Source organism: Kitasatospora sp. NPDC002551 (assembly GCF_040296005.1).
GTDB lineage: Bacteria > Actinomycetota > Actinomycetes > Streptomycetales > Streptomycetaceae > Kitasatospora.
Map to the genome: position 1 here is coordinate 51836 of NZ_JBEOWI010000025.1, position 17207 is coordinate 69042.

The following is a 17207-nucleotide window of genomic DNA, read 5'->3' on the forward strand; positions in this document are numbered from 1 at the left end:
CGTTGCTCCTGATCGTTCTCGTCGGGCATGGGTCACTTGCCGGCCAGTCGCTCGACCACCGGCGCGAAGGCGTCCGCCTGGGCGGCGGGGAGCACCCAGTAGGAGATCCCGTACCGCTGCCGCCGCTCCTCCAGGCGCTCGCAGACCTCCGCCACGCTGCCCGCCAGGGCCAGCGGGGAGTCCAGCGCCTCGGCGGGCGGCAGGCCGAACATGTGGGTGAGGACCCGCTCGGCGTAGCGGGTGCTGGAGGCGCAGATCGAGGCGGCGAAGAGCAGGCACTGGAACTCCGGTGCCGCCGCGCCCGGCCGGGCCTGCCGCACCCAGCGCACCCGCCGGTCGAACTCGGCCGCCAGGGCGGACGGGCCGAACCGGTTGTCCTTGCTGCCGGAGGAGAGCCGGGCGGAGAAGGAGACGATGTCGGCCAGCTCGGCGGCCGCGCGCAGCATCCGCGGGCCGCCGCCGCCCATCGTCCACCGGGCCGGACCGGGCCGGGGCTCGCCGACCGCGTCGAGGACCCGCTGCGTGCGCCCCTCGAAGCTGACGCTTCCCTCCTCCCAGAGCCGGCGCAGCACCGTCACCGCCTCCACGGCCTGGCGGACCCGGTCGCCGCCGGACGCCATCACGACGCCGGCCCGGCTGAAGTCCGAGGCCAGCCAGCCCGCGCCGACCCCGATCTCCAGGCGCCCGGGGGCGACGAGGCCGAGCGTGGCCAGCTCCTTGTAGAGCACCGACGGCTGCCGCAGCGCAGCCCCGAGCATCAGCGGGCCGACGGCGATCGTCCGGGTCGCCCGCGCCGCCAGGGTCAGGGCGACCAGCGGGCCCCATTCGCGGTTCAGATGGTCGGGGACGAGGAGGGAGCCGTACCCCTGCTCCTCGCGCCGCCGGCTCAGCTCCTCCCACTGCGCGGCGTCGGCGGCACGGCCGGCGAGCACGCCGAAGCGGAACGGCCGGATCTCGGGTGACTGGGTCATCGGACCACTTCCCGGGTCAGTGAGGCGTAGGCGGTGGGACGGCGGTGCGCGGCGCCCCAGATGGAGCCGGTGCGGTACTCCCGCAGGGCCGCGAGGTCCAGGTCGGCGAGGACCAGCCGGCTGCGGCCGTCGGCGAGCGCGACCGTGTGGTCGCGCGGCCGGTTTCGGTGCACGGCCCGCCCGTCGAACAGGCAGGAGCGCCCGTTCATCCGCGGCAGCGGGTAGTTGGCGACCGCGACCGCGACCGAGTTCTCGAACGCCCTGGTCCTGACCTGTCCGATCCGGTCGTCGCAGAGCAGCGAGGCGTTGGGGCAGACGACGAGTTCCGCGCCGTCCAGCGCGAGCGCCCGGCAGGCCTCCGGCTGCTCGCGGTCGAAGCAGATGATGACCCCGAGCCTGACCGGTCCGGCGGCCGTCCGCACGGTGCTGACGGTGAACCCGGGACCGGGGGTGAAGACCCGTTCCCAGCCGAAGTCGCAGACGTGGACCTTCCGGTAGACGTCGGTGACCCGGCCGGCCGCGTCGATCACGGCCGCCGCGTTGCCCGGGCCGGTGCTGTGCGCCTCCACGAAGGTGGTGACGACGGCGAGGCGCAGGCGCCGCGCGGCCGCCCGGAAGGCGCCCAGCCAGGGACCGTCGACCGAGGTGGCCTGGTCGCGCCAGCGCTGCCCGCCCGCCGCGTCGCCCGGGCAGGGGGCGTACCCGGTCTGCCACAGCTCGGGGAAGACCACCAGGTCGGCGCCGCCGGCCTTGGCCTCCTCGCACAGTGCCAGCCCGCGCCGCAGGTTCTCCTGCGGATCACCGGGGCTGGCGGCGCTCTGCACCAGGGCGAGGCGCATCAGCGGCCCGGTCCGGCGGAGGGCCGCGCCGTGACCTCTGCGACCGGTACGACCGCGACGGGCGTGCCGGAGCGCGCGGACGCGATCGCGGCGTCGAGCATCGCCATCGTCGCGAGGTTGTTGCGGGCGCTGCCCCAGCCCGGTGCGCCGGTGGCCAGGGCGTCGAGGAACTCGTCGAGCGGCGGCGTCACTTGGCGGACCGGGTCCCGGTCGAAGCCCTGGTCGTCGGCCTCGGCCTCGGCCAGGACCGTCCCGGCCGCGCCGGGGTCGGGCTCGGGGCGAGCTCCCGCTCCCGGGACGGGCGCCGGTGCACCGCTCACCAGCGCCAGCCGGACGGTGCCCGCTCCGTTCCAGGTCGCGGTGCCGTGCCGGCCCGTCGCCCGCCAGCTGCCGCTCCAGGCGGTGGGCATCGCCGGGGCGGACCAACTGCCCTGGTAGAGGAAGCGGGCGCCGTTCAGCATGGTGAACAGGGCGGTCGCCTCGGCCGGGCCGCGGTAGCCGGTGCCGGGGCGCGCGGGCGCGTCGCAGTAGACGGAGCGCGCGTCGCTCCCGGTGAGCCTGCGGCTCGTGTCGAAGGCGTGCACCGCCATGTCGCGCAGCAGCGGCTGGTCCAGGTCCGCGCGGAACCCGTCGGCGGGGTAGCCGCGGCTGAACCGCGCCTCCAGCCGGTCCAGGCCGCCCAGGCGGTCGATGGCCGCCCGGAAGGCGGCCACACCGGGCTGGAGACTGCGGGACTGACTGACCATCAGCAGTCGGTCGTGGCGCTCGGCCGCCCTGGTCAGTTCGGCCGCCTCGTAGGCGTCCATGGCGAAGGGCTTCTCGGTCAGCACCGACAGGCCGCTGCCGAGGGCTTCGGTGATCACTGAGCGGTGGACCTGCGGCGGGGTGGCGTTGACGCAGGCGTCCGCTGCCACTCCGGGCAGCGCGTCCAGCGCGGTGCCGACCGGAAGCTCCGGCAGCCGCAGGCGCAGCGCCAGCCCGCGCGCCCGGCGCGGATCGGCGTCCACGATCCCCGCGAGCCGGCACCGGGGGTGCCCGTGCAGCGCCCGGGCCCAGGCCTGGCCCATCGCACCGGCGCCCACCAGGACGATCCGGACCGGCCGGTCCGCGTTCCGCGGTCGGTCGCTCATGCGGCGTCCGCCTCGGCCCAGTGGGTGGCGAGCGACAGCGGGGCGCAGGCCCCGTGATGGGTGGTCAACCAGAGGTGGTGGTTGCTGACCCGCGCCGTGCAGCTCCCGATCGACCGGTGGGACGGCCACTCCTCGGGGTCGAGCAGTGACCAGTCGCCGAGCAGGTTGAGCAGGTGCGGGTCGAAGGCGTGCCACTCGCCGCCGTCGAGCACCTCCGTCCAGGCGTGGATGATCGAGTAGGGCGCGGCGAGGAAGAACCCGAAGCCGTAGCGGGCGGCCAGGCCGAGCCGGCCGGCCTCGCGGGTCAGGTACAGGGCGGCCAGGTCGCAGTCGGCCAGGCCGGTCTCGGCCAGGAAGCCGAGGTCGGCGCGGAGCGGCTCCGGAAGCAGGTGGAAGTGCAAGGGCCGCAGCAGACCGGCGACCGCCTCGGGCAGCCGCCCGGTGGACTCGGTTGCGGTGGCCCGGTGGCGCAGCTGCCCGAGGGTGGGGACAGCCGCCGGGGTGTAGCCGTCGAGGGAGCGCAGGGCCTCACTGCGGGTGTACTCGCACTCGCCGGGGTGCCCCGGCTGCGGGCAGTGCGCGCGCACCTCGACCTCGAAGGTGCCGGCGGCCGCGCCGGACGCGGTGCGCAGCGATTTCGCCCAGCCGCGCATGGCCAGGGTGCGCGCGTTGGGCAGGCGCAGCGCCAGCGCGATGTTGGCCAGGTCCACCCGGTCGAAGTAGCCGACGCCGTCGCGGACCTGGGAGGGGAGTCCGGCCTCGCCGAGCTCCTCGATCAGGGCCGGGCCGATGCCGTGCTCGCGGGCCGCCTGACGCCCGTCCTGGCGGAACTCGCGGTACCGGTCGGGCACCAGGCGGACCCGGGCGACGGCCTCGGCGAGCCGGTCGGCCGGCCCACCCGTCGCCGTTGCCGTCGCCGGCGTCGCTGTCGCTGTTGTCGGCGGTGAGGGCGGGGCGGCGGGGCCGGGAGCGGGGAGCGGCCGGTCAGCCCGTGCCGTCCGAGGCCGTGTCATGACTCCCTCGATTCTCGTGACGTGCCCGAACGCGACCGGTGTCCGCGGCGGGAAAGGGATGGTGAGCAGGTCCGGCGTGCGGCGCGCCTCGCACGGCGCGGTCCGGTCGCGGGGTCTGCGGCGGCGCGATCCGGCTCGGTGTTCCGGCGGGTCCGCGATCCGGCCCGTTCTTCCGGACTGCGTGGACCGTGCGGAACGCGCGGAACACGCGGAGCGGGTAATCGGAGTGAGTGGACAGTGCTATCCGTGATCGTTCACGTGACCGTTCACGGAACTATGGCTCAGGCCGGGAGAGCTGTCAATCAGTCAGTTCGGATGACGACCAACCCGTCCGCGAATGCTTCACAAGCGGTTGTTGACAGCGGCGGACGGCCCGGATCATAGTTTCCGGGAAGGTTCACGTGATCGCTCACGAGGCTCGCCGAACAGTCAGCCGACGCAGGTGGAGGCGTAGTTGCGACTCCGGCCGCGTGATGGGGCCGGTCGGCGGAGCCCGGCGGTGTTCGCCGCGGAACCCATCCTTTGCCGTGAATCCGGGGGAGAGCGCCTGTGCCCGAAACAATGCCTTCGAGCGACGGAGAAGCGACCCGCCTGGTCTTCGCCATCGACGAGGCCTACAGCCTCCCGCTCACCGTGGCATGGCACTCGCTCCGTGCGTCGAATTCGGAATTGACGGATCGTCTGACGATCGACGTGCTCTACGAGGAGCTTTCACCGCCGACGATCGAGCGGCTGCGGTGGCACGCGGAACTCCTCGGCCTGCGGGTGCGGCTGCGCCCCGTCCGGCTGGAGCCGATCCGCTACCCGACCGCGTTCGGCGGGGCCCAGGCCAACTACCTGCGCCTGGTCATTCCCGAGCTGTACCTCGACGGCGAGCGGGTCCTCTACCTCGACGCGGACCTGGTCGTCCGCGGGGACCTGCGTGCGCTGCTCGACACCGGGCTCGACGGCCGGCCGATCGCCGCCGTGCGGGACCCGCTCAACCCGGTCGTCGGACGCGGCCGGGCCCTGCCCGGCTGGTCCAGGCTCGGCATCCCGCCCGGGCAGGAGTACTTCAACTCCGGAGTGCTGCTGATCGATCCGGCCCGCTGCCGGGAGGAACGGCTGTTCGCCCGGGCGGTCGAGTTCATCGCCGCCCACCCGGAGCACATCCGACTCTGGGACCAGGACGCACTCAACTGGGCCGCGGCGGACCGGTGGCAGCGGCTGGACCCGCACTGGAACGCCTTCCCGCTGTCGGCGCTGGTCCGGACCCCCTGGGTCCGTTACACCACGGAGGACCTGGTGCCCTTGCAGGACCTCGCCCGGCTGGAGGAGACGGCCGCGGTGCTGCACTTCGCGAGCCCGGCGAAGCCCTGGAAGGACCTGCTGCCGGACGGGCCGGCCGCCGACGCGTACCGCGCGCTGCTGTCGGCCGTGCGCGATGCCGAGCTCGGGTTCACCGCCACGGCCTGAACGCGGACCCGCCCCGGCCCCACCCCCGCCCCACCACACCCAACCAGACAGGTGGTCACCAGGAATGGCAGAACGTCAGCACGTCCTCGACGCGATCTCGCTGCGCCTGCGGGAGGTGATCCCCGCGCTGCGCGACGCCGCCCCGGAAGCCGACACGGACCTGCGCGACTACCCCGAGTTCGACTCGCTCGGCGTCCTGGAACTCCTGGTCTGGATCGAGAACGAGTTCTCCCTCACGATCCCCGACGAGGAACTCACGGTGGAGAGCTTCAGCACGCCCGCGAAGATCGCCGACTACATCGTCGCGCGAGGCTGACCGACCCGGTCCGCCCCCAGCCGAAACCGCACTCCAGGAGCCGTCATGATGTCGCCGGGAATCTTCGCCGCGGTCGCCGCGGCCGCCGGCCGCGCCACCGATCCCGCGCTGATCACCGGCGACCGCTCGTGGAGCCGTGACGAGCTGCTGGCCGTGGCGGCGGAGCTGTCCGAGGCGCTGCTCCGGCGCCACGCAGGCGGCGCCGTGGTCGTCGAGACCCGGGATCCGGTGGCGACGGTCCTGCTGACCCTCGCCGCGGACCGGGCCGGCCTCCCGCTGCTGCACCGCGACCCGGCGACCGGGGCGGGCCCGTCCGGGCCCGGCGCCGCGGTCCGGCCCGGCGCCGACGAGTCGCCGTACCTGGGGTCCGTCCGCGTTGCCGACGGCCCGGAGGCGGCGAGCGGCCTGCCGGCCGACGCGCAGGTGTTCTTCACCTCCGGCTCGACCGGAGTGCCGACGGCGGTCGTCCGGTCGAGCGCCGCCGTGCTCGCGGACGCCCGGCGGGTCGCGGACTTCCTCGGCTACCGGCCCGACGCGGCCGTGGTCTGCGCCGCGCCGACGTTCCACGCCTACGGCTTCAACTACGGCCTCCTCGGACCGCTCGTGTCGGGTGCCCCCGTGCGCCTGCTGCCGAGCAGGTGCCTGCCCTCGGCCTGCGCCGCAGCGGTGCGGGCGGTCGACGCCCGGACCCTGATCGCACTGCCGGCCCACTACGGCCTGCTGGCCCAGGGGGCCGGGCGGCAGGGGACGGTCGCCCAGGACCTGGCCCGGCTGAACGCCGCGGTCTCGGCCGGGGCCGCCCTGCCCCCGGCCGTTCGGCAACGCGCAGGCGGCATGGCAGAGTTGCCCCTCTACAACTGCTACGGATCCTCCGAAGCCGGCGCGATGACCCTCACCCGGGTCGAGCCCGGTCAGGAAGCCGGTGACCTCGGGGAGCCGCTGCCCGGCGTGCGGGTCCGGCTCACGGAAGGGGAGCTCCAGGTGCAGAGCTCCTCACTCGCCCTCGGGCGGTTCGGACCCGGGACCGGTGGCCGGCTGGTGCCCGTCGCCGGACCCGACGGGTGGTACCGCACCGGCGACCTGGCCCGCCGGTCGGTCACCTCACCGGAGCGGCTGCTGCTGTACGGCCGAGCGGCCGCCGTCATCAACGTCGCCGGGGAGAAGGTCTCGCCGGCCGAGGTGGAACAGGTGATCGCCCGGCACCCCGGCGTCCTCGACGTCTCCGTCGCGGCCGCGGCCGACGAGGTGCGCGGCGAGGTCCCGGTCGCCCGGGTCGTGTTGCGCCCCGGTGCGGTGCTGAGCGGTCTCGTCGACTGGTGCCGCGCCGAACTGGCCCCCCAGCAGATGCCGCGCGCCTTCGAACCCGTCGACCGGATCCCGCGGTCGGCCACCGGGAAGGCGCTGCGCAAGCCGCCGCAGGACGACCGGTGAGCCCCGCCGGGCCTGCGGCGGGACAGCTCCCGGTCGACCGTTTGAGCGCGTTCGGCCGGCTGCTCGTGACCACCGACGGAACCGTCACCACGCTGCTGGAGGAGCTGCTCGGCGGGCCGGTCCGGCTCGCCGAGCTGCGGCACGGCGGTCCGGCGCCCGCCGGGGCGCTGGCCGCCCTGGCGGACGGCCCCGGCCCCGGCACCGGCCCCGTGCTGACCCGCTCCACGCAGCTGGTCGCCGCCGGCTCCGGCACCACCCTGGTCCGCGCCCGGTCCGTGCTGTCGACCGACGCGCTGCCCGGACCGGTGCACCGCGACCTCACCACGACCAGCGAGCCGATCGGCCGGGTGCTGCGCCGTCGGCGGGTCGAGACCTTCCGTGAACTCCTGTGCATCCGCGTGCTGTTCGGTGGTGAGGGCGCCGACCCGCTGGACCAGGCGCAGGCGTGGGTGCGGGCCTCGGGGCCGGGTCGCGGGCCGGACTGTGGGCCGGACTGTGGGCCGAACCGCGGACCGGACCGGACGGTGACCGGTGCTCAGCGCGTCTACCGGGTGTTCATCGGCGGGCGCCCCGCGATGGTCGTGGGCGAGGTCTTCACCGCCGCCTGCCTGCGACTGGGCGACGCCCCGGCGCCGGATCGGCACCAGTCCGCCGCAAGGGAAGTCACCTGACATGCCACCACGTGACGTGTCACCACGTGACGTGCCGCCGGCCGACGTGCCGACCGGCGCACGCGCTGCCACCCGGGCGGCCCCCGGCGCCGTCCGGGAACCGTACCGACCGCCTCCTCCCCAGACAGGACCGACGAACCGCATGTGCACCCCCTTCACCGCGAGGCAGCGGTGATCGCCGCGATCCGGCGGCGGCAGGAGCCCGTCCTCTTCGCCTTCCTCACCCGGACCCACCTACGCCTGGGCATTGCCTGGTGGTGCCTGATCGCGAGCCGCGGCGCACTGCCGGCGGTCCTCGCCGTCCTGACCGGCCGACTGGTCGGGGCGCTCGACGTCGGCCGGTCCTACCTCGGCCCCTTGGTGGCCGTCGGCGTCGCGTTCGTGCTCGTCCAACTGCTCGCCCCGGTGCACGCCCAGGTCAGCAGCAGCCTGGGCGAGCGGATGTCCGACCGGCTTCAGGACGTGCTGGCCGGCGCCTCGACCGAACCGCCCGCGCTCGCCCACCTGGAGTCCCGGGAGCTCACCGAACGCCTCACCCTCGCCAAGGACTTCGACCAGGGCATGTCCGGCCCGCCGATGGTCATCGCGATCGGGCTGATCGCCGGCGGCCTGGTCGAGGCGGCCGCCGGGCTGGCCCAGGCGGTGGTCCTGCTCTCCTACAGCTGGTGGGCCGCCCTGCTGCTCACCGGCGCCTGGCTGTCCACGCACTGGCTGCTGCGCGAGAGCGGCTCCTGGGACCGGACCGAGGAGGAGGTGCTCGCGGCCCAACGCGAGGCCGACTACTCCTACCGCCTGGCGGTGGCCGCGCCGGCGGCCAAGGAGCTGCGGATCTTCGGGCTGAGCGAATGGACCGTCGCCCGGTTCACCGCGCACCGCCGCAAGCTGGGCGACCTGCGCGGGCAGGCGACCCGGCTGCGGCGCAGGCCGGTGCGCTGGGCGGTGCTCGTCCTGCTGGCCGCCAACGGCCTGCTGTTCTGGTCGCTGGCCCAGCGTGCGACCGCCGGCGATCTGTCGGTCGGCCGGGCGGCGATGTTCGCCCAGGCCGCCCTCGGGGTCTCGGCCGTGGCCTTCGGCGGGATCAACTGGGCACTGCCGCCGACCGCCGAATCGGTCGCGACCGCGCTGGCCCTGCGGGAGTCCATGGCCGAGATCGGCCGGCTGCCGTCGGGCACGAAGGCGGCGGCCGGCCTGCCCGCCGCCGGGATCCGGCTGCGCGGGGTCGAGTTCCGCTACCCCGGGAGCACCGGACCGGTCCTCGACGGGGTCGACCTGACGATCGAGGCGGGCACCTCGCTCGCCGTCGTCGGCGTCAACGGGGCAGGCAAGACCACGCTGGCGAAGCTGCTCTGCCGGCTGCACGACCCGACCGGCGGGGCCATCGAGGTGGACGGCACCGACCTGCGCGAGTTCGACCTGGAGGCCTGGCGCGGGCAGGTCGCGGCGGTGTTCCAGGACTTCCTCCGCTACCACCTGCCGCTGCGGGACAACGTCGCCCCGCTCGGAGCGGACGACGACGTGGTCGAGGACGTGCTGCGGGAGGCCGGCGGGCTCGGGCTCGCGCCGCTCGACACCGTCCTCGCCCGCGAGTACGAGGGCGGCACCGAGCTGTCCGGCGGCCAGTGGCAGCGGGTGGCCATCGCCCGAGCGCTGGCCGCCGTGCGCTCCGGGGCGGGCCTGGTGATCCTGGACGAGCCCACCGCGCAGCTCGACGTGCGCGGTGAGGCCGAGATCTTCGGACGCCTGCTGCGCGCCACCCGTGGCGTCACCACCCTGCTGATCTCGCACCGGTTCTCCACCGTGCGCCAGGCCGACCGGATCTGCGTGCTCGAACAGGGCCGGATCGTCGAACTCGGCAGCCACGCCGAGCTGATGGCCGCCCAGGGCCGCTACCACGACCTCTACACCCTGCAAGCCTCCCGCTTCGACGAGCCGGCCGCCGACGGCATCGAGTCGTCGGACGGCACCGAGCCGGCAGAGGGCCTGGTGCCGGCCACGCGCTCGGCCGGGAGCGCCCAGGACGACCACGGACAGGAGGTCCGGCCGTGACCGCCGACGAACTCGACCCGCTGCCCGGAGCCTGGCGCTCCCTGGGCCGCTCGCTGCGCATGGGCTGGCGCTCCAGCCCCGCGATGATCGCCACGGCCTTCTGCACCGAGGTGCTCAGCGCCGTGCCGGACGCGATGTTCGCCTGGGGACTCACCGCCTTCGCCACCGCGGTGATCGCCCACAGCGGTACGCAGATCGCCGCCGGCTGCGGGCTCCTCGCCGCCATGGCGGCGGGCAACTGGCTGCTAGAGACGGTCAGTTCGCGGGTGAACCAGCGCTTCGCCGACCGGGCCGCCGTCGTCGTCGAGTCGCACATCGCCGAGCTGCAGGCCGGCGTGGCCACCATCGAGCACCACGAGCGGCCCGCCCAGCTCGACCGCATTTCGGTACTGCGCGACCACGCCTCGGCGCTCAGCGACCTGTACCGGCACCTGTTCACCCTCATCGGAGTGCTGCTCCGGGCGGCGATCACCCTGGGCCTGCTGGCCTCGGTGAACCCGCTCCTGGTGCTGCTCGGGCTCTTCCCGCTGCCGACGCTCCTCGTCTCGGGCCGGCGGGCCGCCGCGGAGAAGCGGGTGGAGGAGGCCGGCGCCCGGCACGACCGGCTCGCCCGCCACCTGTTCCTGCTGGCCACCTCCGCGACGGCGGGCAAGGAACTGCGCGTCGCCCGCACCGGCCCGCTGATCCGGCGACTGCGGCACCGGGCCTGGGAGCAGGGCCACCGCCCGCTCGCCCGCGCCCGCTGGGTCAGCACCGCCTGGCAGGCCGGCGCGCAGGCCCTGTTCGCGGCGGCCTTCATCGCGGCCCTGGCCTACACGGCGGCGCACGCCGCGAACCGCACGGCCGCCGTGCTGCTCGTCCTCGCGGCGGGCAGCCGGCTCTCCGGGTACATCGGCCAGACCATGACCCAGCTGCACTTCTTCCGGACCATCTGGCTCGACTGCTCCCGCAAGCTGGCCTGGCTGGAGGACTACGCCGCGAAGCACCGGGCGGAAGCCGAGTGGTCCGCACCGGAGCGCCTGGCCGAGGGCATCCGGCTCGACGCGGTCACCTTCGCCTACCCCGGGACGGACCGCCCGGTCCTCGACGGGATCGACCTGCTGCTGCCGGCCGGAGCCGTGATCGCGGTCGTGGGCGAGAACGGCGCCGGCAAGTCGAGCCTGGTGAAACTGCTGTGCGGTCTGTATCCGCCGACCTCCGGGCGGATCACCCTGGACGGCCAGGACCTCGCGCGCACCGACCCGGTCTCCTGGCGCCGCCGGGTGACCGGCACCTTCCAGGACTTCTTCGCCTTCGAGTTCCGGCTGCGGACCTCGGTCGGCATCGGCGACCTGCCGCGCGCGGACGACCCGGAGGCCGTCGGCACGGCGCTGGAGCGGGCCGGGGCGGACGACATCGCGCGGGCCCTGCCTGACGGAGCGGAGACCCGGCTGGGCGCCGGCTGGCCGCGGGGAGTGGACCTCTCGCACGGCCAGTGGCAGCGGGTCGCCCTCGCCCGGGGCTTCATGCGGGAACAACCGCTGCTCACCGTCCTGGACGAGCCGACCTCCGCGGTCGACGCCGAGACCGAGCACGCGCTCTTCGACCGCTACGCCGTGCTCGCCCGCAGCGGCACCCGGTCCGGCACGGGCGGGGTGACCCTGCTGGTGTCGCACCGCTTCTCCACCGTCCGGGCGGCCGATCTCATCCTCGTGCTGAACGGCGCCCGCGTCACCGAGTTCGGCACCCACGACCAATTGATCGCACTCGGAGGGCACTACGCACAGCTGTACGGGATCCAGGCGGAGGCCTACCGAACCGGTCTGCGTTAGGGCGAGTCCGGCGACCCCGCCGGACTCGCCCCGGTGCCGGACCGGAATCAACGAGAACGGGAATCCCTGATGACCGCCACACCCGGGCAGGCGACGAGGGCGGACGGCCGCCCACCGGTCCTGCTGCTGTGCGGAGGCCTCGGCCTGCGCCAGCGCACCCATGACGACCACACCCCCAAACCGCTGCGGCCGCTGCCGGACGGGCGCGCCCTCCTGCTGCACGTGATCGACTACTACCGCGCCTTCGGCTCGGACGAGTTCGTGCTCTGCGTGGGCTATGGCGCGGACGCGATCCGCCGGGCCCTGCTCGCCGAGTTCCACGTCCCCGCGGAGGCGGTCGAGTCGGGTCCGGGCTGGACCCGGTTCACCGGCGGGGTCCGGGTGACCCTGGTGGACAGCGGCCCGCTGGCGTCCAAGTCCCGGCGCCTGCGGGACGCGCGCGGCCACATCGGGGAGCGCTCCTTCTTCCTGGGCTACGCCGACGTCCTCTCCGACTTCGACCTGGGTATGCTGCAGAGCGTCCAGCAGGCCACCCGCGCGATGGCCGTGATGGCCGCGACCCGGGTCAGAGCGCGCTACGGCGAACTGACCGTCGGACCGGACGCCTTGGTCACCTCCTTCGTCGAGAAACCGCTGCGCCCCGAGCTGATCTCGGCCGGCTACTTCCTGTGCACTCCCGCCGTCTTCGACGAACTGGCGGAGCCGTGTGGTGAGTTCGAAGAGACCGTGCTGCCCCGGCTGGCCGCCGGTGGCCGGTTGCGGGCGGTCGTCCACGAGGGCCGCTGGCACCCCCTGGACACCTTCAAGGACTTCACCGAGGTCGAGGACCTCATCGCGCGAGAGGAGTTCCCGTGGCCGACACCCAGCTGAACGGAGCCTGGCGCGACCGCCGGGTGCTGATCACCGGTCACACCGGATTCGTCGGTTCCTGGCTCGCCCTGATGCTGCGTCGACTCGGCGCCGAGGTCGACGGGATCGCCCACAACGCCGACCCGGTGACCCGCACCCGCTCCCGCTGGCTGGCGGAGCACGGCGTCAAGGGCCACGTCGGCGACATCCGCGACTACGACACCGTGCACCGGCTGATGGGCGGCGCGCCCTACGACTGCGTCTTCCACCTGGCGGCCCAACCCCTGGTCCGCGCCGGCCTGGAGGATCCGCGGACCACCCTGACCACGAACATCGGCGGCTCCGTCAACGTCCTGGAGGCCGCCCGCAGCACCGGGCCCGGCGTCCTGGTCCACGTGACCTCGGACAAGTGCTACCGCAACTTCGGCTGGCCCTGGCCCTACCGGGAGACCGACGAGATCGGCGGCGGCGACCCCTACAGCGTCTCCAAGGCGGCGGCCGAGCTCGTCTTCGAGGGGTACGCGGCGCTCTTCGACCAGCAGGGCACCGGGGGTCGGCAGGGCTCCCGGGACCGGCAGGGCACCCTGGCCGCCTCGGTGCGGTTCGGCAACGTGATCGGGGGCGGCGACCACGCGGCGCACCGGCTGGTGCCCGACACGATGGCGGCGCTGGCCGCCGGGGCGCCGATCGAGCTGCGCAACGCGTCCGCCGTGCGGCCCTGGCAGCACGTCCTCGACGTCACGGCCGGCCTGCTGCGCCTCGCCGACGCCCTGGCCGCCGGCCGGGTGCCCGCCGGCCGTGTGTTCAACTTCGCCCCGCCCGGCGACGGTGCCACCGTCCACGAGCTCGTCAGCGCGCTCCGCACCCACTGGGCGCGCACCGCGGCGCCCGCCGCCGGACTCGACGCCCCGGCCGTCCTGGCCAAGTCCGATCCCGGCTTCGCCGAGGAGGCGGTGCTCCGCCTGGACGGCCGTCGGGCGGCCGCCGAACTCGGCTGGGAGCACCACTTCGACCTGCACGGGGCCGCGGCGGCGATCGTCGAGTGGCACCGCACGGTCGACCGCGGCATGGGCGCCGACCTGGCGACCCGCGCGCAGATCGACCGGTTCCTCACCCGCGTCCCAGACCTGGCCGACCCCGCCGGAGGCAACCGCTCATGAGTCCCGCACCCCGCGTCCTCGTCTTCTCCCGCGAGTACCCGCCGCTCACCGTCGGCGGCACCAGCACGGTGGCCAGGAGCCTGGCGACGGGCCTGGCCGCCCAGGGGTGGCAGGTCCACGTCGTCACCAGCCACACCGGATCCGGTGACATCCACGAGCAGGTGGACGGCGTGCGGGTGCTGCGGACCGGCACCGGGGTCCTCTACAACAGCGAGACCGGCTTGCGGGACCAGAGCCTGCGGACCCACCACCGCCTGCTCGCGGCCGCCAAGCAGCTCGTCCGCGAGGTGGGCCCGCCGGACCTGGTCGCCCTGCCCGACCTGTTCTGCTTCCCGGAGGCCGCGGTCCTGGCCCGCGAGCACTCCGCGCCGCTGGTCAACGTGCTGCTCCAGGACTTCGAGGCGATCACGCCCTACGACCGGGACGGCCACCGGGTGACGAACGGCACCACCGCCGACCGCGCGGACCTGCTCGCGATCGAGGCCAAGGCGCTGCACGGCAGCGACCACACGGTCTTCATCAGCCACGCCCTGCGCGACGCCATCACCGCCCGCTACGGCGCCGACGACGCCACCCGGTCGGTGGTCCACCTGGGCGTCGACCCGGCCGAGATCGCCGCCGTCGAGGCCGACCCGGGCCGGTTCGAGCGGCGGGCCGCTCTGCTGGGCGCCCGGGCCTGGGAGCAGCCGCTCGTGGTGGCCTGCGGCCGGCTGGTCCCGGTGAAGGGCTTCGACGCGCTGCTGACGGCCCTGGCCCGCCTGGGTCCCGTGCACCGGCCGGACCTGGGCCCGGCCCCCGTCCCGGTCCGGCTCGCGCTGGTCGGCGTCGGCCCGGAGGAGGAGCACCTGCGGCGGCGCGCCGCGGAGCTCGACCTGACCGGGCAGGTCGCCTTCCTCGGCGACATCAGCCGCGCGGAGGCGCTCGGCTGGATGTCGGTGGCCGACGTGGCGGTGGTGCCCAGTCTCTGGGAGTCGTTCTGCTACGTGTGCGCCGAGATGATGGCCTTCGGCCGCCCGGTGGTGGCCACCGCCGTGGACTCCCTGCGCGAACTGGTCCCGGACGACTCCGTCGGCTACCCCGTCCCGGTCGGGGGCCCGTCGGGCAGCCGCCGCCTCGACCCGGCCGACCTGGCAGCAGCGCTCCGCCTCGCCCTGGAGACCCCGGACGAGGCCACCACCCGCGGTGCCCGGGCCCGCGACCGAGTCCTGGACCGCTTCACCAACGACCGCTTCGGCCGGGAGATGTCAGCCCTGGGACACCGGTTGATCGCAGAGGCCACCGACTGAGCGGGCACCACCCGGCCCGCGCCCGCCGGGGCGAGCCGGTGCTTGTGGCCGCACTGTGGCCAGGACAGCACAAAGGCCGCCTCCAGCCCTACTGGCTCTCGGCAGGCTCACCGCCCGGAGTCGGCGTCCCGCGGCCGCCGACCACCTGGGCCGACCGGAGGGACGGCCTCGGCCGGGCGCGCGACGCGCACCGTGCACGCCCGGCCGGGCGCGACGCGTACGGTGGTGCGGCTGTATGTCACCCCGCCATCGGTCCTGACCTCCGGCGTACGTGGCTGCCCGTCCACGGTGAGCGCCGTGTGCGCACCGGGGAGCCGGGCCTCCCAGCTCAGTTCGGCGCCGGTCGAGCGAGTGAGCGTGCTGCCGTCGCCGTCGTGTCGGAGCGTCAACAGACCGTCTCCGAAGGGGATGTCCCGAACCTCGACCCGGCCGATGGCGCCCGGCAGTCCGGGCAGGGTGGACAGGCGGTGTGCGGGCGCGTCGGGCAGCAGGCCGAGCAGCCCTTCGACGGTCTGGCCGACGAGGGTGAAAGAGAGTTCGGGGTAGTCGCCGTTGCGTCCCTGTTCGGGCACCGGGTGGGGCCGGTCCCGCAGGTCGTGGACGGCGGTCATCCAGCGCCAGGCGGTCTCGGCGCGGCCGTGGGCGAAGAACACCTCTGGCAGGTAGGTGTACGCCTCCGCGTTGGGCGGGGCGTCGGGACCGGCGGCTTCCTCGTCGATGTAGTCGAGGTACCGCTCGTTGCGGGGGCCCGCGTCGATGATGCGTTTGAGCGGCATGAACCAACTGCCTTCTCGGCCCCAGCCGGTGACCGGCCGACCGTCGCCGGTGTACCCGCGGACCGTGTCGGCCGGGTGCTCGCCCCGGCCGTTCCGCCGCGCCTGGCCGTCCGCAGGGCGGACGCGGCTCCATTCCTCGTTGAAGTAGCGCTTCAGCTCTCGGGCGAGCTCGGCGCACCGGGCGGCGAAGGCGTGCTCTCCGCGGGCGGTGGCGAGTTCGGCCGCCGCGAGGTATGCCCGGTACTGGGTGGCGATTCCGTCGCCCGCCTCCACCAGCCGCTCCTCGCTCAGTTCGTGGTAGCTGGCGGTGCCGTCGAAGATGCCGCCGCCGGTGCCGCGGGCGACTGGCGAGCCGGCGGTGCGGCGGCGGACGAACTCGGTCACGGTGGTGCGGCAGAACGCCCACAGCACGGGGTCGTCGACCAGGGTGCGGTCCCCGGTCCACCGGTACAGGCGCAGGACGGTCTCCACGAGTTCGAAGACAGCGGGCAGTTCACGTACGAATCGTTCGGGCCCGTGGTAGTCGATGGTGTGGAACGTGCCGTCGAAGTTGCAGGCCCAGACCGGGTGGTGGCCGTGCCCGGCGGTGGCCGACGCGGCGAAGGCCCGGAGCATGGTGGCATTCTCCAGGGCCAGCCCGAGCAGATGGGCGCCGACCGCCTGGTGCGCGAAGTCGCGGGCGTAGAAGGCGCTCCGGTGCCGGTAGCCGGCGTGGTAGGTGGGGAGGTAGGGCGCCGTCCCGGTGCCGAGCGGCCGATGCTCGTCGGCGTTCACCGGGCCGGTCCACCCGGCGGGGTACACATGGGTCCGGGCCGTGCGTACCGCCCAGTCGAACATCGCGACCAGCCGCGCACAGTCCGACGTGATCCGCAGGGTCCCGGTCATGAGGCGGGTGAGGGCCGGTGGATCCGCCCGGACCCGACGGTGATGACCCGGCCGGCGCTCAGGGGGTGGGCCATCACCACAAGGGTGCGGCCGGAGCCCGTGAGGCCGGCGAGCACCTCGGCCTCGGCGATGGGGTCGCGTGCGTCGGCCGCCTTGTCCGCACCGAGTGGCTCCAGGTCGATGAACTCCGCGTCGAGGATCCCCATGTCGCTCACCTCTCTCGGGCGCCGTGCAGTCAGAAATCGCTGCCGGAAGGGTAATTCGAAGGTTCCCGGGCCCAGAGAAGCGAGGGCTTCGCCGTGGGGCCGAACCCGCTCCCGTGGTGCGATGTGGTGCCGCCGCGTGATCGCGCCGCCGTCCGCCGGTGCTGCGGCCGGGTGCGGACGCGGCCTGGGGGGGAGACTTCTTGATGGTGGATGATTCCGAGCTGTGGGTGACTTGTCAAGGTGTGACCGGTGACATTTCATTGAGACGGGTGCTCGTTGGGTCGGGCCCGTCTCTCGCGCCGCCCGCCCGAACAGGTGCGAGGACGGCCAACCGCACCGGTCTGTACCTCGGGGCCGCGGCC

Annotated in this window: 15 protein-coding genes; 9 read left to right on the plus strand and 6 right to left on the minus strand. The window is 74.4% G+C overall.

The genetic code is table 11. The features are described 5' to 3' along the window. Positions 1–32 precede the first annotated feature (32 nt). From ABT093_RS21565 to ABT093_RS21580, 4 genes are read right to left on the minus strand one after another with little or no spacing between them, the layout of a single operon-like run. Entirely contained in the window at positions 33–971 is a 939-nt protein-coding gene (locus tag ABT093_RS21565; RefSeq protein ID WP_350566579.1) for a TIGR03621 family F420-dependent LLM class oxidoreductase, read from the minus strand. After that, positions 968–1810 carry a carbon-nitrogen hydrolase family protein gene (locus ABT093_RS21570; protein ID WP_350566581.1) on the minus strand — a complete coding sequence of 281 codons (843 nt, stop codon included), beginning with the start codon at positions 1808–1810 and terminating at the stop codon, positions 968–970. Before ABT093_RS21570 ends, ABT093_RS21565 begins: the two co-directional genes overlap by 4 nt. Continuing rightward, complete coding sequence (locus tag ABT093_RS21575; protein WP_350566582.1) at positions 1810–2940, minus strand: Gfo/Idh/MocA family protein; 1131 nt, start codon at positions 2938–2940, stop codon at positions 1810–1812. Before ABT093_RS21575 ends, ABT093_RS21570 begins: the two co-directional genes overlap by 1 nt. Continuing rightward, positions 2937–3791 (minus strand): transglutaminase-like domain-containing protein, encoded by an 855-nt coding sequence (locus tag ABT093_RS21580; RefSeq protein ID WP_350566584.1) that lies wholly within the window; start codon positions 3789–3791, stop codon positions 2937–2939. Before ABT093_RS21580 ends, ABT093_RS21575 begins: the two co-directional genes overlap by 4 nt. A gap of 723 nt (positions 3792–4514) precedes the next feature. Here ABT093_RS21580 and ABT093_RS21585 point away from each other — a divergent pair. The 9 genes from ABT093_RS21585 (at position 4515) to ABT093_RS21625 (ending at position 14978) form a co-directional block, all read left to right on the plus strand. Then, complete coding sequence (locus ABT093_RS21585) at positions 4515–5408, plus strand: glycosyltransferase family 8 protein (protein WP_350566585.1); 894 nt, start codon at positions 4515–4517, stop codon at positions 5406–5408. Between the two features lie 64 nt (positions 5409–5472). Next, complete coding sequence (locus ABT093_RS21590) at positions 5473–5724, plus strand: acyl carrier protein (protein ID WP_328959074.1); 252 nt, start codon at positions 5473–5475, stop codon at positions 5722–5724. 45 nt (positions 5725–5769) lie between these two features. Further along, the gene (locus tag ABT093_RS21595; RefSeq protein WP_350566587.1) at positions 5770–7155 is read left to right on the plus strand and encodes a class I adenylate-forming enzyme family protein; all 1386 of its coding nucleotides are present in this window, start codon (positions 5770–5772) and stop codon (positions 7153–7155) included. A gap of 41 nt (positions 7156–7196) precedes the next feature. After that, complete coding sequence (locus ABT093_RS21600; RefSeq protein ID WP_350566589.1) at positions 7197–7826, plus strand: chorismate--pyruvate lyase family protein; 630 nt, start codon at positions 7197–7199, stop codon at positions 7824–7826. A gap of 144 nt (positions 7827–7970) precedes the next feature. Beyond that, on the plus strand, positions 7971–9872 hold the full coding sequence (locus tag ABT093_RS21605; RefSeq protein WP_350566591.1) for an ABC transporter ATP-binding protein: 1902 nt from the start codon (positions 7971–7973) through the stop codon (positions 9870–9872). Further along, positions 9869–11683, plus strand: a complete 1815-nt coding sequence (locus ABT093_RS21610; RefSeq protein ID WP_350566593.1) for an ATP-binding cassette domain-containing protein — start codon at positions 9869–9871, stop codon at positions 11681–11683. The genes ABT093_RS21605 and ABT093_RS21610 overlap by 4 nt, the downstream gene beginning before the upstream one ends. 69 nt (positions 11684–11752) lie before the next feature. After that, positions 11753–12553: a sugar phosphate nucleotidyltransferase gene (locus tag ABT093_RS21615; protein ID WP_350566595.1), complete on the plus strand. Its 801-nt coding sequence runs from the start codon at positions 11753–11755 to the stop codon at positions 12551–12553. Beyond that, positions 12535–13692, plus strand: coding sequence for a CDP-glucose 4,6-dehydratase (gene rfbG / locus ABT093_RS21620; protein WP_350566597.1), 1158 nt, complete (start codon positions 12535–12537; stop codon positions 13690–13692). The genes ABT093_RS21615 and rfbG overlap by 19 nt, the downstream gene beginning before the upstream one ends. Continuing rightward, entirely contained in the window at positions 13689–14978 is a 1290-nt protein-coding gene (locus ABT093_RS21625; protein WP_350566599.1) for a glycosyltransferase family 4 protein, read from the plus strand. Before rfbG ends, ABT093_RS21625 begins: the two co-directional genes overlap by 4 nt. 107 nt (positions 14979–15085) lie before the next feature. Here the strand turns inward: ABT093_RS21625 and ABT093_RS21630 are convergent, their stop codons facing one another. Beyond that, positions 15086–16639 (minus strand): hypothetical protein, encoded by a 1554-nt coding sequence (locus ABT093_RS21630; protein ID WP_350566601.1) that lies wholly within the window; start codon positions 16637–16639, stop codon positions 15086–15088. Continuing rightward, on the minus strand, positions 16636–16845 hold the full coding sequence (locus tag ABT093_RS21635) for a hypothetical protein (RefSeq protein WP_350566603.1): 210 nt from the start codon (positions 16843–16845) through the stop codon (positions 16636–16638). The genes ABT093_RS21630 and ABT093_RS21635 overlap by 4 nt, the downstream gene beginning before the upstream one ends. Positions 16846–17207: the final 362 nt, after the last annotated feature.

Excerpts from the sequence above, each read along its gene's own strand:
- ABT093_RS21565 (WP_350566579.1), bottom strand. The coding sequence starts at position 971 with ATGACCCAGTCACCCGAGATCCGGCCGTTCCGCTTCGGCGTGCTCGCC.
- ABT093_RS21570 (WP_350566581.1), bottom strand. The coding sequence starts at position 1,810 with ATGCGCCTCGCCCTGGTGCAGAGCGCCGCCAGCCCCGGTGATCCGCAG.
- ABT093_RS21575 (WP_350566582.1), bottom strand. The coding sequence starts at position 2,940 with ATGAGCGACCGACCGCGGAACGCGGACCGGCCGGTCCGGATCGTCCTG.
- ABT093_RS21585 (WP_350566585.1), top strand. The coding sequence starts at position 4,515 with ATGCCTTCGAGCGACGGAGAAGCGACCCGCCTGGTCTTCGCCATCGAC.
- ABT093_RS21590 (WP_328959074.1), top strand. The coding sequence starts at position 5,473 with ATGGCAGAACGTCAGCACGTCCTCGACGCGATCTCGCTGCGCCTGCGG.
- ABT093_RS21595 (WP_350566587.1), top strand. The coding sequence starts at position 5,770 with ATGATGTCGCCGGGAATCTTCGCCGCGGTCGCCGCGGCCGCCGGCCGC.
- ABT093_RS21615 (WP_350566595.1), top strand. The coding sequence starts at position 11,753 with ATGACCGCCACACCCGGGCAGGCGACGAGGGCGGACGGCCGCCCACCG.
- ABT093_RS21625 (WP_350566599.1), top strand. The coding sequence starts at position 13,689 with ATGAGTCCCGCACCCCGCGTCCTCGTCTTCTCCCGCGAGTACCCGCCG.
- ABT093_RS21630 (WP_350566601.1), bottom strand. The coding sequence starts at position 16,639 with ATGACCGGGACCCTGCGGATCACGTCGGACTGTGCGCGGCTGGTCGCG.
- ABT093_RS21635 (WP_350566603.1), bottom strand. The coding sequence starts at position 16,845 with ATGGGGATCCTCGACGCGGAGTTCATCGACCTGGAGCCACTCGGTGCG.